The organism is Sphingomonas lacusdianchii (assembly GCF_022664395.1).
Lineage (GTDB): Bacteria > Pseudomonadota > Alphaproteobacteria > Sphingomonadales > Sphingomonadaceae > Sphingomonas > Sphingomonas lacusdianchii.
The window spans coordinates 96,648-111,448 of record NZ_JAKRET010000014.1 but is presented as its reverse complement, the minus strand read 5'-3'; the positions used below and the strand labels follow the sequence as shown (position 1 = coordinate 111,448).

Genomic DNA, 14,801 nt, shown 5'->3' with positions numbered 1-14,801 from the left:
GTATCGTCATCAGGCTGGCACAGCGGCGCATCGAGCCTCGTCGCGTTATCGCTTGGTCATGCTGGCGGCGCGCCCATCAAGCCGCCGCTCGACGGTCACATGTCCGATCAAGAACGCAACTGTAATGCTAATGGCACATTCAACAATTTAGTAGGTCGCGCCTACATTTCCCCCTTGCCGCTGCCGCGTACGAATATTCTTATATCGATACGCCTGACGGGCTATAAAACGGGGAAACATCGTGAAACTGTCACATCTATATGTGGCCACGGCATTGACGCCGCTGGCCATCGCCATCGCTTTGCCTGCCGCCGCGCAGACCATCGCCACCGATACGCAGACCAGCCCGGTCCCCGACCCGACCCAGGTGCCGAGCGATGCCGAGAATCCGCAGTCGCCAAATGCCGACAGCGCCGCGGCAACGACCGGCGCCGACATCGTCGTCACCGGTTCGCGCATCCGTCGCGACGAATTCTCGGTCGCCGAGCCGATTACCGTCATCGGTCGCGGCGAAATCACCCAAGCCGGCTTCGCCAGCATCGGCGACGCACTGCAAAGCAACGCGGTGGCGCAGGGCGCGTCGCAGATCAACAGCGCCTATGGCGGCTTCGTCACCGATGGCGGCGGCGGCGCGAACACGCTGGGCCTGCGCGGCCTCGGCCCCAACCGCACGCTGATCCTGCTCAACGGCCGCCGCCTGGCGCCGGGCGGCACGCGCGGATCGCTGCTCGCCGCCGACCTGAACGTCCTGCCCAACGCGATCGTCGAACGGATCGAGGTGCTGAAGGCCGGCGCGTCGTCGGTCTATGGTTCGGACGCGGTCGCGGGCGTGGTCAACATCATCACCGACCAGAAGCTGAACGGCCTCCAGCTCAATTTCCAGATGAACGTGCCCGAGGTCGGCGCCGGCATCGATCGCCGCGCGAGCGCCAGCTTCGGTTTCAACAACGAACGCCTGAGCGTCATCGGCTCGGCCGAATATCGCAAGCGCGACCTGCTCTCGCGCAACGATGTGCCCTTCTTCGGCTGCCCGATCGGCGGCTTCCTGAACGGCGAAGGGTCGGCCTTCGGTTCGGGCGACAATTTCTCGCCCGACGATCCCCGCGCGTGCTTCACGCTCGACAATGGCGGCGTCACGATCAACACGCTCGGCCTGCCGACCCGCAACGCGATCGGGCGGACCAGCGGCACCGTCGGCCGCTTCAACCGCTTCGTACCCGCCCCTGGTCAGACCACCGGCCCCTTCCCCGGCTATCTCGGCGTCGGCAATTACGATCGCGACACCTTCGATCCGCGGCAGGAGGAAGAGCCGCTCATCAACGACACCGAAATCTATACCGGCTATCTCTCGGCCACCTACAAGCTCGACTTCCTCGGCAATGCCGAGGTGTATGGCGAATTGCTGGCGACGCGGCGCAAATCATCGACCGACCTCTATCGCCAGTTGTCGCTCGACTATCTGCAGGGCAGCCCGCTGCTTCCCGAAGATATCCGGGGCGGCCTGTTCGCCAACCCGACCAACACGTCGAGCGGCCGCAACATCGCGGCGCGCGCGTTCATCGGCTATGGCATGACCTCGTCGGCACAGACGGTGGACTATGTCCGCGCCTCGGGCGGCGTGCGCGGCGACTTCTTCTTCCCCGATTGGCGCTATGACGCCTATGTCGGCAAGTCGTTCAACGACGGCACCTACGAAGCCGAATCGTTCCTGATCGACCGGCTCGCCAATTCGCTGAACGTCACCGCCAACGCCAACGGCACGTTCAGCTGCGCCAGCATCGCCTCGAACGCCAATTGCGTCGCCGCGCCGTTCCTGACCGCGGCGGTGATCGGCGGCCAGCTGCCGACCGACTTCCGCAACTATATCGTCCAGAACACGATCGGGAAGACCCGCTTCCGCGAAACGACCTATGCGTTCAACATCGACGGTCCGCTGGTCCACCTGCCCGCGGGCGACGTGCAGGTCGCACTGGGCGTCGAGCATCGCCGCCAGAGCATTGACGACCAGCCCGACCTGAATTCGGTCAACGGCAACCTCTACGGTCTCACGGCGGCGACGCCGACGGTCGGCAAGGACAATGTGAAGGAAGGCTTCGGCGAAATCTTCGTGCCGATCTTCGAGGATAAGCCCTTCTTCTACCGCCTGAACCTGACCGGATCGGCGCGCTATACCGACTATGCCTCCTACGGCTCGGACGTGACCTACAAGATCGCGGGCGAATGGGAACCGGTCCGCGGGATCGGCATCCGCGGCAGCTATGGCACGTCGTACCGCGCACCGGCGCTCGCCGAACAGTTCCTCGGCGCGACCAGCGGCTTCCTCGGTGCCGACAGCGATCCGTGCAGCGCGCTGCCGGTCGCGGGCGAACAGTCACCGAACCAACAGATACTCGCGCGCAACTGCGCCTCGATCGGCCTGCCGGCGGACTTCGAACAGCGCAGCGGCATCACCTCGTTCCGCGTCGGCGGTGCCGAGGCGGGGTTGAGCGCCGAAACCTCGACCAACTGGACGATCGGCGGCGTCGTGCGTCCGCGCCTGCCCGAATCGATCGGCCAGATTTCGCTCTCGCTCGATTATTTCGACGTGAAGGTCGACAATGGCGTGTCGGACCTCAGCGGCGTGGTCATTCTCCAGCGCTGCTACGGCAATGCCAATTTCAACCCGACCGAAGGCTTTTGCCGCTTCGTCCAGCGCGATACCAACCAGGCGCTGACCGTCACCAGCAGCTTCGTCAACCTGTCGGAAAACATCGTCAAGGGCTTCGAATTCAACGGCCGCTACGCGCGTGAAGTGCTCGGCGGGCGTTTCATCCTCAATGCCAACGTCACCAAATATACCGAACAGTCGACGCGCCTGTTCCCCGAAGAGTTCCTGACCGATTCCAACGGGATCCTGACCGCGCCGGACTGGGTCGGCAATTTCGACGCGACGTTCAGCATCGATCCGGTCACGATCCGCTACGGTCTCGACTGGACCGGTGGCGACCGCAACCGGACCTACAGCTATTTCGCGTTCGACAATCTGACCGGCGAAGTCGACGCCGATCTGGAACAGCAATATCGCGACAACTATTATCTGGAGGCGGACAGCTACTTCCTGCATTCGCTGTCGCTACAGTTCAACGTCCAGAAACAATACCAGTTCACCATCGGCGTCCGCAATCTGCTCGACACCAAACCGCCGCGGATCAGCGCGGTCGGGTTCACGACCATCGCCAATGCCCCGCTCTATTCGGGCTATGACCTTGTCGGACGGCAATTCTTCGCCAACGCCAACGTCAAGTTCTGACGACCCGGAAAGGCCCCGAGCGATCGGGGCCTTTTTTCGGCCCGGGCATCCCTTTGGCTGGTTTCACAGAATACAAATGACATCCTTCCCGACTCCATCTAATATGTGACCCATTGTATCACATAATGGAACAGCCTGCGTAGATGGGCGGTCCGGTACAGGGAGAGGGCATTTGGTCATATTTCGTGCTGCGTCCTATCATGGTGCATCGATTGCCGCGCTGGCGTTCATGCTCGGCACGCTGTCGCCGGCAATGGCGCAGGACGTTCCCGCCGACACCGGCGGCGACACCGCGACGCCGCAACAAGTTGACGAAGGCGAGATCATCGTCACCGGCTTCCGCGCCTCGCTCAACAGCGCGCTGGGGCAGAAGCGGCGCGAGACGGCAGCGGTCGACAGCATCGTCGCCGAGGATATCGGCAAATTCCCCGACGCGAACCTCGCCGAATCGATGCAGCGCGTGCCCGGCGTGGCACTGGCCCGCGGCGACGGTGGCGAGGGGCGCAACATCTCGGTCCGCGGGCTCGGCGCCGGCTTCACCCGTGTGCGCATCAACGGCATGGAGGGCACCGCCCAGACCGGATCGTCCGACATCTACGGCGCGGGCAACAACGGGCGGAGCTTCGACTTCAACGTCTTCCCGACCGAAATCTTCTCCGCCTTGTCGGTGCGCAAGACGCCCTCGGCCGATGTCGAGGAAGGGTCGCTCGGCGCGACGGTCGACCTGACCGCACCCAAGCCACTCGACTCGCGCGAGGATTTCGTGCTGACCGCGACCGCGCGGGGCATCTGGAACGAATTGTCGAAACGCGTCGACCCGCGCGCATCGATGCTGGTGTCGAAGAAGTTCGCCGACGGCACCTTCGGCGTGCTCGCTTCGGTCGCCTATCAGAAGCGGCACCTGCGCGAGGTCGGCTATTCGGCGGTCGACATCCTGTCGGCCAACACCAACGGCCTGTTCTGTTCGCCGCTCGGCGTGACGCCCATCTATCCGGCGGTCGGGACCAAGGGCGCGACCGCGACCGACTGTTCGACGAACAACCCGCGCACCGGATCGGCCGCTGCCTACAACACCATTCTCGGCCTGCGCCGCGCCGACCTGCCCAACACGCCGGGCAGCGGTGCCTTCTTCCCGCGCCTGCCGCGCTACCTCAACTCCGAACAGGATCAGGAACGGATCGGCGGTACCTTCACCGTCCAGTTCAAGCCCGACGACGATACCGATATCTCGGTCGACCTGCTTTATTCGCGTTTCGACGTCACCCGCCGCGACAATTACATCGCCGGCATCTCGTTCGGCCGCTCGATCGCCAATAACGGGCAGCCGATGGTGTCGGTGCGCGACGTCCAGTTCAGCGACAAGGGCTCGCTGCTCTACGGCCTGTTCGACGGCGTCGACGTCCGTTCCGAAGGGCTGGTCGATCATTTCGTCTCGACCTTCAAACAGGCCAATTTCAACCTCAAACACCGCTTCAACGACGCGCTCGAACTGACCATGCTGGTCGGGCGCAACCAGTCGGTCTGGGACGGACGCAAGCGGTTGCAGACGTTCATGGACGTGATCGACAGCGACAATTTCTCGATCGATTTCCGGGGCAAGGGCAGCACGCCGACGATCGGCTTCGGCTTCGACGTCGCCGACCCCGCGAACTTCACCTACGCCCCCGGCCTGTCCGACGGCACCGTGCTCGGCGGCTTCAGTTTCCAGGGCAAGCCGTCCAAGAACACCACCGACAACATGACCGGCGAGGTCAATCTGGGCTGGACCATGGCCGAAGGCTTCACGGTCAAGGCCGGCGGCCAGTATCGCGAAAGCGATTTCGTCTCGTCCTTCCTCCGCCCCTACAACGCCGACACGGTAGTACGTGCGCTGCCCGCCGGCACCAGCCTCGCCAGCATTACCCGCCAGATCGAGGGCGTGGGCGACCTGTTCGGATCGGGCGCGCCCAATGCATGGGCGGCGATCGATGCCGACAAATGGGCGTCGACCTTCGGCTATGACGCCGTCCGCTATTGCGGTGTCGAATGCGGCGCCGGACGCAGCCGGGTGAAGGAAGAGGTCAAGGGCGCCTATCTGATGGGCAATTTCGACCTGACCGACATGGTCGGGCTGGGCCTGCGCGGCGATGTCGGGGTACGCTACGTCAAGACCGACCTGTTCACCTCGGGCTATATCGCCGTCGCCCCGCCCGCCGGACAGACCTCGCCGACCGGCCTGATCGGCCAATATGCGCAGGCGCGGCGCGGCTATCAGGACTGGCTGCCCTCGGCCAACATCGTCGTCGAGCCGGTCCGCGACCTGCTGGTCCGCCTGTCGGGGGCAAAGGTGATGACCCGCCCCGAACTCGGCATCCTGACGCCGACCAGCGGGGTGAACCCGGTGACCCGCGTCGGCAACGTCAACAACCCGTTCCTCGAACCGATCCGCGCCAATACCTTCGACGCCGCGGTCGAATGGTATTTCAAACCCGGATCGCTGCTGTCGGTCGCCTATTTCTACAAGGATATCAAAAGCTACATCCAGAACGTCAACAGCCAGATCCCGTTCAACGAACTGGGCCTGCCGAACGCACTGCTGGAAAACAGCCAGACGTCGCCGACCGAATTGTTCACCGTGTCGCAGCCGTTCAACACCCCTGGCGGCCCGCTTAAGGGCTTCGAGGTCAACGCACAGTTCCGCCTCGACTTCCTGCCCGGATTCCTCGGCAATTTCGGTGTGCTCGGCAATTACACGCGGGTGACGTCTGAGATCGAATATATCCTCGCCAGCGTCGGAGGGGTGCCGACCGTCACCACCACCAACGATCTGGTCGGCCTGTCGAAGAACACCGCCTCGGGCACGCTCTATTATGAGGATGACCGGTTCAGCATCCGCTCCACCGCCAACTATCGCGACCGGTTCATCCGCGGCATCCCGGCATCGCCCGGCAGCGACCTGCAGGGCAACAAGCCGACGCTCTATGTCGATGCCTCGGCATCCTATGGCATCACCAACAATATCAAGCTGATCGTCGAGGCGACCAACCTGACCGACGAACGCAACGTCCTCTACACCGACAGCGGCCGTCAGGACACCCTGTTCGAAACGCGCATCGGCCGCACGGTCACCGCCGGCGTCAACGTGCGCTTCTGACTTCCCCCCCCCCTGCCCCCGCCCATCCCGGGCGGGGGATTTCTTCGGCGTCCGGCGCCGTTAGCGGATCGCCACGACCTCGACCTTCAGCGGTTCGGCCAGCGCCAACCATGCCCGATCCCCGGTCAGCGCTACCGCCTTGCGCTCGATCGCCAGCGCCAGACAGGCGCGATCGCCCAGCGACAGTCCCGACGACCGCGTTTCCCGGCGCAGCAATCCGGCGGTCATCGCCTGCACGCCGTCATGCGGCACGATCTCGATATCGAGTTGCGCCAGGATCTCCATGATCTGCTCGCGTGCAGCCCCCCGGTCGGTCAGCTTGGCGACGACCTCGGACAGGTTCACCGCACTCATCAGCGCGCCGTTCATCCGTTCGGCGACGACCTCGGCACCCGGTTCGTCGAAGAACGCCGCCAGCAATGCCGATGCGTCGAGGACGGTGACCGGCTCAGCCACGCTCGGCTTCGGCGCGGCGTTCGGCGATCAGTTCGTCGACGACCGGCGCGTCGCCCAGCGCATAGGGTTTGAGCATCGCCTGTATCCGCTTCAGCACGTCGCGCCGCGGGCGGATGTGCAGTTCACCGTCGACGACGCGCATCACGACCTGATCGCCATCGGCCAGACCCAGCTCGCGACGGACGTCGGACGGCAGCTGCAACCGCCCCCCGCTCACCAATCGGCCATTATGCGCGTTCATTGTCCTGCCGCCTCGCAATGCTACAGACACGCGATCAATATACAGATGGTCGGGTCGTCCGACAACAAGCTGTCATCACGGCAGGCCAGCCCCCATCCCGGCCTGCAACACCGCATACCATTCCGTCGGTGTCCATTCGACGCGCAGCGCGCCCGCCGCCGCGCGGATGCGATCGGGGTTCTGCGACCCGATGATCGGAATGATCCGCGCCGGGTGCACCATCGCCCAGGATAGCGCGGCCGTCGCGGCATCGACCCCGAAGCGCGCGCCCTGTTCGGCCAGCAGCGCACCCGCCGGATGCGAACCATCGCTCAACCGCCCACCACCGAGCGGCGACCAAGCAAGCACCGCCATGTCGCGCGCCATCGCCTGATCGAGCGTCCCGTCGAACAGCGGCGCGCTGCGCAACGGCGAGAATTCGGGCTGGGTCGACAGGATTGGCAGGTTCAGGAACGCCTGCAACGCATCGACCTCGGCCGGGCTGTGGTTCGACACGCCGATCCCGCGCACCTTGCCCGCCTCCACCATCGCGGTCAGGCTGCGCGCCACCTCCTGCGGGTGGGTCAGGAAATCGCGGCGATGGATCTGGTACAGGTCAATCCGCTCGATCCCCATCCGCGACAGCGACGCATCGACGGCGTCGGTCAGGTACGCCCGGTCCGATCGATAGGGGATGCCCGGCCGGATGCCGCCCTTGGTCGCGATCACCATCCGCTCGCGCAGATAGGGTGCCTCTGCCAGCACCTGCCCGAACAGCGCCTCGGCCGATCCGAACCCGCCGGGCGTGTCGGCGCCATAGATATCGGCGGTATCGAACAGGGTGATGTCGGTTTCCAGTGCCGCCTCGACCAGCGCCCGCGCCGCCGCGACCTCGCCGGTAAAGCGCCACATGCCCCAAGCCATTGGGGAAACGACGATATCGCTCTTGCCGAGCGGGCGGGGGGTAGGATCGATGCGCAACATGGTCATGCCTGTAACCGCTGTGGCGCGGCGATCAATTGCGATACATCGGCAGGCGCACCTTCCCCCGCCAGCGGCACGTCGAACGGATAGGCGATCTCGACCCAATGCGCCTCGGCATCCGACGTGCCGGCATAGAGGCGCGTGACGTCACCGATCCGCTCGATCCCCGACGAAAACACGACATCGACCAGATCGGGCCGCTTGGCCTCGCCCGGCCCGAACTGATCGCGCCCGGCCAGAATTTTCAGGTCGCGCCATGCCCGGCTCGCCGGATCGAAGGTGAACGCGACCGCATAATAATGCCGCGCGCTGTACATGGTATCGTCCTCGAAATAGGCGATGTGCGCGATCAGCCCGATTTCGCCATCGGCCAGCAGATGCGCCTCGTTCACCCCGCCCCAGTCGAGCGGATGGAACATGCCCTCCAGCATCGGCGCGGCATCGATCGCCTCCACCGACAGCGCGTCGAGCGAGGGCACTTCGGTATAGCCGATCGTCCCGCGCCCACCCTTGGCTCCGCGCGGCCGGGTGAACGCCGCGACCCGTCCATCGGCCAGTTCGCACAGCCGGATATCCTTCATCCCCAGCGGCCCTGCGAAGAAGGGTTTGAGGTCGAACAGATCGCCACCCCGATAGAAGACCGTCCACCATTCGGGCTCGCCCGCGCCGAAGCGGACCTCGACACCGCCGAACACCAGCTCGCCGCCGATGAAGGTGACGAACGGGTCCTGCAACGCAAAGCGCGGCGCGCCGTCGACTGGATGCCAGACGCCGCCCGCTTCCTCGAAGAAGACCGCGGTCGCATGTTCGCTGTCGCGCGCCTCGACCCGCCCGGCGATGACGGTGCGTCCGCCGACGCGGAACGGTGCGGAGATGTTGTAGACGTCCAGCCCGTCGACCCCGGTGAAGGTCAGCCTGCCGGTCCGCGCCTGCGGCGGATCGGCGGCGAAGGCGGCATGGCGGGTTTTTACGCGGGGGATGTGGTCGTGGTGCATCGAACGAATCCTGTACCTGTATCCGTACCCCCGCGGAGGCGGGGGGCCAGGGTCCCAAACGGGACGCTGCGTTGCTTGGCCCTGGACTCCCGCCTGCGCGGGAGTACGGTCGGGCCCGAAATCAAACCCCCATCGCCTGCCACAATGCGGCAAGCGATACCGTCCCCAGCGCCATCACCCGGTCAGCCGCGCCATAATAGACGCGCAGTTCGTCCCCCTCGACCAGCGCCCCGCAACTGAACAGCACATTGTCGAAAAAGCCTCTGCGTTCATAGGCTTCGTCCGGTACCGCCAGCGCGCGCGACAACCGCGCCCGCACGATGCGCGGATCGTCAAGATCGAGCAGCAGCGCGCCCAGACTGTAGCGCTGATCGGCATCGACCCCGTGATAAAGTTGCAGCCATCCGCGTGTCGTCTCGATCATCTGTGCGCCGCCGCCGATCTTCATTGCGTCCCACGCCGCGCTGGTCCGCCCCGCCAGATGGCGATGATCGCCCCAGTGCAGCAGGTCCGGCGACTTGGCGATCCAGATTTCGGGCGTGCCGAGATGCAACGGCGCGGGCCGGTGCAGGCACCAGTAATGGCCGCCGACCTTGCGCGGAAACAGGCACACGTCGCGATTGTCGGGCGCATGGATGATGCCGAGCCGCTCGACGGTCACGAAATCGTCGGTCACCGCCAGCGCGGTCGCGATGCCGAGGTCGCTGACGGCGGTATAGTTGATGTACCACCGCCCCTCGATCGCCGTGATCCGCGCATCCTCGCACCCGAAGCGTTCGTTGCGGTTCGCCGGGAACAGGAACGGCGCATCATCGACCACGAAGGTCACCCCGTCACGACTGCGTGCGAGGCGAAGGTGCGACAGCGAGGTCAGGAACACATGGCGCGGATCGGCGCGCGATCGCACCATGCGCGGGTCGGAAAAATCCCATGCCGGATCGTCCCGCCGGAAACGCCGGGTGGTACATCGCCACTCGCCCGCGACCTCCTCCAGCAACGGCACGCGCACCTCGCCTTCGCCGACGTCCGCCACACTCTCGGCGATCCGCACCAGCAGGATCGTCTCCTCGCCGAACCGGGTGACGCCCGCATTGAAACTGCCGTCGACCTGCCATTCCGGACGGCTCGGCCGGACCATTTCGGGCGCGACGACGGGGTTGCGTGGGTCACGCTGCAACATCGGAAACCCTTCTCATTTGAGCGACAGCGACATGCCCTGCAGGAAATGGCGCCGGAACAGCAGGAACAGCAGCACCAGCGGCAGCGTCTGCAACACCGCGCCCGCCATCACCGGCCCGGCATAGCCGCCATATTGCTTGCTGAACGTCGCCAGCAGCACCGACAACGGCATCCGGTCGGTGTCCGAAATCACGATCAGCGGCCACAGGAAATTGTCCCACGTGCCGGTGAAGGTGAACAGCGCGACGATGGCGATGATCGACTTGTTCAGCGGCAGGACGATCTTCGTCACCGTCTGCCACAGGCTGGCCCGGTCGAGCCGCGCCGCGTCGAAATATTCCTCGGGCATCGTCCGGAACGACTGCGACATCATGTAGATGCCCCAGCCCGACATCATCGACGGCAGGATCAGCGCGCCGAGCGTGTTGAGCAGCCCCATTTGCTGGACCAGCACGAACAGCGGCAGGATGAACATGCTGGTCGGAATGACCATCTGCAGCAGCAGGAAATCGCCGAACAGCTTCCGCCCCGGAAACCGCATCCGCGCGAGCGCAAAGGCGATGAACGCCGAGGTCAGCAGCACCGATGCGGTGACGGTCAGCGTCACCACCGTCGATACGCCCAGCGCGCCAAGGAACGGCCGGTCCAGCTTGTCGGCGGTCGCGAACAGGAAGGCGAAATTGTCGAGCGTGAAATCGCCCTCGAACAGCCCGGTATTGTAGATCTGCGCGGCGGGCTTGAGCGACGCGGCCACCATCCAAGCGAACGGATAGAGCCATGTCAGCGCCAGCGCATAGATGGCGATCGTCGCCGCCCATCCGCCGATGCTGCGTTTGCCGAGGACCGCCCGGATGCGTGTCATGCCAGCACTACCTTCCGTTCGAACAGCCGCCGGGCGAGTTGCACCAGCGCATAGGTCACCAGCGCGACGAGGATGCTCATCATCGCCGCATGGCTGGGTTGCAGGCGGCGGAACGCGGTTTCGTAGATCATCATCTGCGGCGTCGCCGTGCTGTCGCTGGGGCCGCCCCCGGTGATGATGAACGGTTCGGTGAACAGCCCGAACGACACGAGGATCGCAAAGGTCAGCACCATCATCAGCTGCGGGTTCATCATCGGCAGCGTGATCCGCGTTAGCCGCGTCCAGGGGCCTGCATGGTCGAGCCGCGCCGCATCCTGGATCTCCTTCGGGATCGCCAGCAGCCCCGAATAGAGGATGAGGCCATAATAGCCGACGAACTTCCACGCCACGACCAACGCGATCGCCAGCATCGCCAGCGTCGGATCGTTGGTCCACGGCACCCGCACGCCCGTCCATGCGAACAGCATCGTGTTGAGCGGACCGGTCGAGCTGAATATCTTGGCGAACACCAGCGACAGCGCGACGCCCGACGACACGTTCGACAACAGGAAGCACAGCGCCACGAACGCCTTGCCCCGCCCGACATGCTGCAACCCGAACGCGACGATCAGCGCGCCCCCGAACGCGATCGGCAGATAAAGCCCAAGGAAGCGCACGACATTCCACAGCGCCTGCAGGAATTGCGGGTCCTGCACGCTCAGCAACAGGTTGCGTGTCCCCGTGAATACCGGTTCGTCGAAGAAGCGCCACTGCGTCACCGACAGCTTGGCCAGCCAGTAGAAGGGATAGGCCCAGAAGACGGCGGTGAAGAGCAGATAGGCGCCGGCCAGCGACAGCCCGATCACCGCTTCACGCGACCATTGCCGTCTCAACCAGAGGTTTCTCAACAAGAAGCGCCTCGTACCCCGGCGAAGGCCGGGGTCCAGTTGGGAAGGCTTAGCGGTACGTTACGAACGTCCCCCAGCTGGACCCCGGCCTTCGCCGGGGCACGGAAAGGGGAGTTTCGCCCAGGTCTCGCCTCGCGCGAAAGGGGGTCGCGTGTTCTCATCCCTGCACCTCCAGCATCCGGTCGGTCCGCGCGACCGCATCGCCGAGTGCGGCGGCGGGGCTGGTCGTACCGAGCATCAGCGGTTCGACCAGACGCGCGCTCATGATCTTCTGGATATCGATGGTATGTTCGGACAGTGCCGGGGGCCATGCGGTCGCGACATGATCGGCATAGGCGCGGGCGATCACGTTGCCGCGATAATAATCGGCAAAGGCGGGGTTGGTCAGCAGGTCGTCGCGCGCGGGCGACAGGCCGGTGCGTTGCAGCCAGAGGAGGTTCAGCGCCTCCTCGCCCAACACCCAGTTCAGGAACGCGAACGCCTCCCGCTGGACGCGGCTGTTCCGGAAAATGACCACGCCCTTGCTGTCCGAAAAGGTCGATCGGGTGGTCGTAGGCGGCGCTTCGGCGATCATCGGGCCAACGACGATGCGTGCCAGCGTGTCGGGATAGATGTTCGCGAACCGCTCGACATCCCACGGCCCCCGCACCGCGCCGGCGGCGAGGCCCGATACCAACGGCTCCTCGGCATCGAAATCGAGTGCGGTCCAGCCCTGCCGGTACATGCGGTCGATGAACCGCGCTGCCTGCAACCCGGCCAAATTGTCGTACAGCGCCTTATTGCCCGACAGATAGGGCTGTCCCCCCGAGGCCGCGTAATAATAGGAGATGAAGTCGAACCAGCGATCCTGCCACGCCCGCCCGGCCACGACCTGCATCCCGTAGCGCGTGCCCCGCACCGCATAGCGTTCGCAGAAGCGATAGACGTCGGCATAGGTCGCGGGCGGCGCCGACAGGCCATTGGCTTCGAGCAGGTCGGCGCGCCACCAGATCAGCGTCGGGCTGGAATAGATGGGCAGCGCCACGACCTGCCCGCCCTGTTCCCATCCCGCCATGATCGATCGCATATGCCGCGCCTCGAGCAGCGCGTCATAGCCGGGCATCGCCGCAAGGTTCACGACCTGTCCGAGTGCGGCGAGCTGAACCGCGAACCCCGAAAACACGTTGGTGCACAGATCGGGTTCGGTGCCGGCGACCAGCGCCGACAGCACCGTATCCTCCGAATTGCCGGCGGTCGGGATCGTCGTGAACGTGACCGGCAGGCCGAGGCGCGCGGCGTTCCATCTGGCCACCGCGATCTTCCAGAAACTCTCCTCCGCCGCATTGGGCGCGACCCAGAGCTGGATGCGGTCGGTGCGCTTCTCGGCCTGCTGCCGTCCGCAGCCGGCAAGCAATGCCGCGCCGCCCAGCGCCAGCAACAGCGCGTCGCGCCTGCTGGTCATGGCAGCGGGGTGCCGTTCAGCGCGGTCGCGGCGAACAGCCCCTCGATCGTCGATTCCGCGCCGGCATTGGGATTGATCCGGCCCGGCGCGACGATGCCGTCATAGCCGCGCCCGGTGGCGGGATCGAGCATCACCCGGCGCGCCGGATTGCTGCCGGTGAACCAGCGCCCGAGCCGCTGCGCCAACGCCCGATAGCGGGGCTGGCCGGTCTGGCGATGCGCTTCGGTCGCGGCGAGGACCATCGGCGTGATGCCATAGGCGATCTGGGGAAAGCGTTCGGCGTCATATGCCTTGTACCCCTGCCCCTCGCGGCGGATGGCGAAGGCGGAGCGCATACCCGTCTTGAGCAGATAGGGGTAGAATTGGTCGACTTCGCGCAGGGCGCTGGCGGTAAAATCGGCGCGCCCCAGCAGCTTGCCGGCGCGCAGCAGCGCATAGGCCTGTGCATTGCCCCAAGCGTGCCAGCGATTTTCCCAGCTGAGGAAGGCGCCGTGCGGGAAGCGTTTGGCATCGCCCGCCTGCATCGCGACCAGCCCGTCGCCGATCCGTTCGATCAGCCTGGCGGTCGCCGGATCCTGCGTGCGTTGCCAATGGGGTAGCAGGCCGAGCAGCGCCGTCGATCCGGCATCGGCGCCCGATTCCAGTGGCAGCCACGTCGGGACGGTCAGCCCCTCGACCGTCTTCGTGCCCTTGGCGGTGACAGGCAGGTCGCGCTTCAGGTTCGCGACGAGGCGGTCGGCGGCGGTGCGCGCGCGGGCGGCGGTGTCGGGGGAGAGGTGCGGCAGCGCTGCTTCCAGCCCCCACAAAGCGCGCAGCGACCACCAGTTCAGTTCGGCCAGCGAGGTGCGGTATTCGCGGTTGATGCGACCGTCGCCCCACAGGAAATTATGGAAATAGCCGTTATCCGCCTGCATTTGCAGGACGAAACGGGTCAGCATCTCGATCTGGCGGCGGCGCTTCGCATCGGGGTTGCCGGCGGCGAGCAGGACGATGCCGCGGGCAACGTCGTCCACGCAGGTATAGCCTTCGCGGGGTTCGATGGCGAAGCGATAGTCGGGGGCTTCGCTGTAGATATGGAGGATGCCGACGCGTTCGCCGTTCAGGTCGCGCTCGGCATAGAGGTGGTCGAAGTGGACGAAGTTGCCACGTACGGCGACATCGAACGCGACTGCAATCGATTGCGCCAATGCCATAACCGGCAGGGGGATGGCGAGCGCGAGCAGCGCGGCGATGCGCAGGGTCTTCACGGGCGGCCGCTCCTCTCCGATCGCTCCCTGTTGGGATGCAGGTTTATCGTTAAACTTTCGCGGTTGCGGCTGTCAAGGCGGCGCGGTAGGCAGGGACCGACCGGCGAA

The 14,801-nt window shown here is 65.3% G+C and carries 11 protein-coding genes; 2 read left to right on the top strand and 9 right to left on the bottom strand.

What is annotated here, in order from left to right; all coding sequences use genetic code 11:
* The first annotated feature begins 241 nt into the window (after positions 1-241).
* Together MF607_RS17470 and MF607_RS17465 are read left to right on the top strand one after the other, a co-directional pair.
* Positions 242-3,289: a TonB-dependent receptor plug domain-containing protein gene (locus MF607_RS17470; RefSeq protein WP_242121165.1), complete on the top strand. Its 3,048-nt coding sequence runs from the start codon at positions 242-244 to the stop codon at positions 3,287-3,289.
* A gap of 229 nt (positions 3,290-3,518) precedes the next feature.
* Positions 3,519-6,422, top strand: a complete 2,904-nt coding sequence (locus MF607_RS17465; RefSeq protein WP_347340895.1) for a TonB-dependent receptor — start codon at positions 3,519-3,521, stop codon at positions 6,420-6,422.
* A 60-nt stretch (positions 6,423-6,482) separates the two neighbouring features.
* Here the strand turns inward: MF607_RS17465 and MF607_RS17460 are convergent, their stop codons facing one another.
* The 9 genes from MF607_RS17460 to MF607_RS17420 all read right to left on the bottom strand — a co-directional run bounded on the left by MF607_RS17460 (position 6,483) and on the right by MF607_RS17420 (position 14,693).
* A complete protein-coding gene (locus MF607_RS17460; RefSeq protein WP_242121162.1) occupies positions 6,483-6,878 on the bottom strand; it encodes a type II toxin-antitoxin system VapC family toxin in 396 nt (131 codons plus the stop codon).
* Positions 6,871-7,119 (bottom strand): AbrB/MazE/SpoVT family DNA-binding domain-containing protein, encoded by a 249-nt coding sequence (locus MF607_RS17455; RefSeq protein ID WP_242121160.1) that lies wholly within the window; start codon positions 7,117-7,119, stop codon positions 6,871-6,873. The genes MF607_RS17460 and MF607_RS17455 overlap by 8 nt, the downstream gene beginning before the upstream one ends.
* Before the next feature lie 75 nt (positions 7,120-7,194).
* Positions 7,195-8,088, bottom strand: coding sequence for an aldo/keto reductase (locus MF607_RS17450; protein WP_242121158.1), 894 nt, complete (start codon positions 8,086-8,088; stop codon positions 7,195-7,197).
* Entirely contained in the window at positions 8,085-9,077 is a 993-nt protein-coding gene (locus tag MF607_RS17445; protein ID WP_242121156.1) for a DUF1861 family protein, read from the bottom strand. The genes MF607_RS17450 and MF607_RS17445 overlap by 4 nt, the downstream gene beginning before the upstream one ends.
* 121 nt (positions 9,078-9,198) lie before the next feature.
* Positions 9,199-10,257, bottom strand: coding sequence for a glycoside hydrolase family 130 protein (locus MF607_RS17440; protein ID WP_242121155.1), 1,059 nt, complete (start codon positions 10,255-10,257; stop codon positions 9,199-9,201).
* Between the two features lie 12 nt (positions 10,258-10,269).
* Positions 10,270-11,118 (bottom strand): carbohydrate ABC transporter permease, encoded by an 849-nt coding sequence (locus MF607_RS17435; protein ID WP_242121152.1) that lies wholly within the window; start codon positions 11,116-11,118, stop codon positions 10,270-10,272.
* The gene (locus MF607_RS17430) at positions 11,115-12,005 is read right to left on the bottom strand and encodes a carbohydrate ABC transporter permease (protein ID WP_242121150.1); all 891 of its coding nucleotides are present in this window, start codon (positions 12,003-12,005) and stop codon (positions 11,115-11,117) included. Before MF607_RS17430 ends, MF607_RS17435 begins: the two co-directional genes overlap by 4 nt.
* 157 nt (positions 12,006-12,162) lie before the next feature.
* Positions 12,163-13,446 (bottom strand): ABC transporter substrate-binding protein, encoded by a 1,284-nt coding sequence (locus tag MF607_RS17425; RefSeq protein WP_242121149.1) that lies wholly within the window; start codon positions 13,444-13,446, stop codon positions 12,163-12,165.
* Complete coding sequence (locus MF607_RS17420) at positions 13,443-14,693, bottom strand: hypothetical protein (RefSeq protein WP_242121146.1); 1,251 nt, start codon at positions 14,691-14,693, stop codon at positions 13,443-13,445. Before MF607_RS17420 ends, MF607_RS17425 begins: the two co-directional genes overlap by 4 nt.
* Between the last annotated feature and the right edge of the window lie 108 nt (positions 14,694-14,801).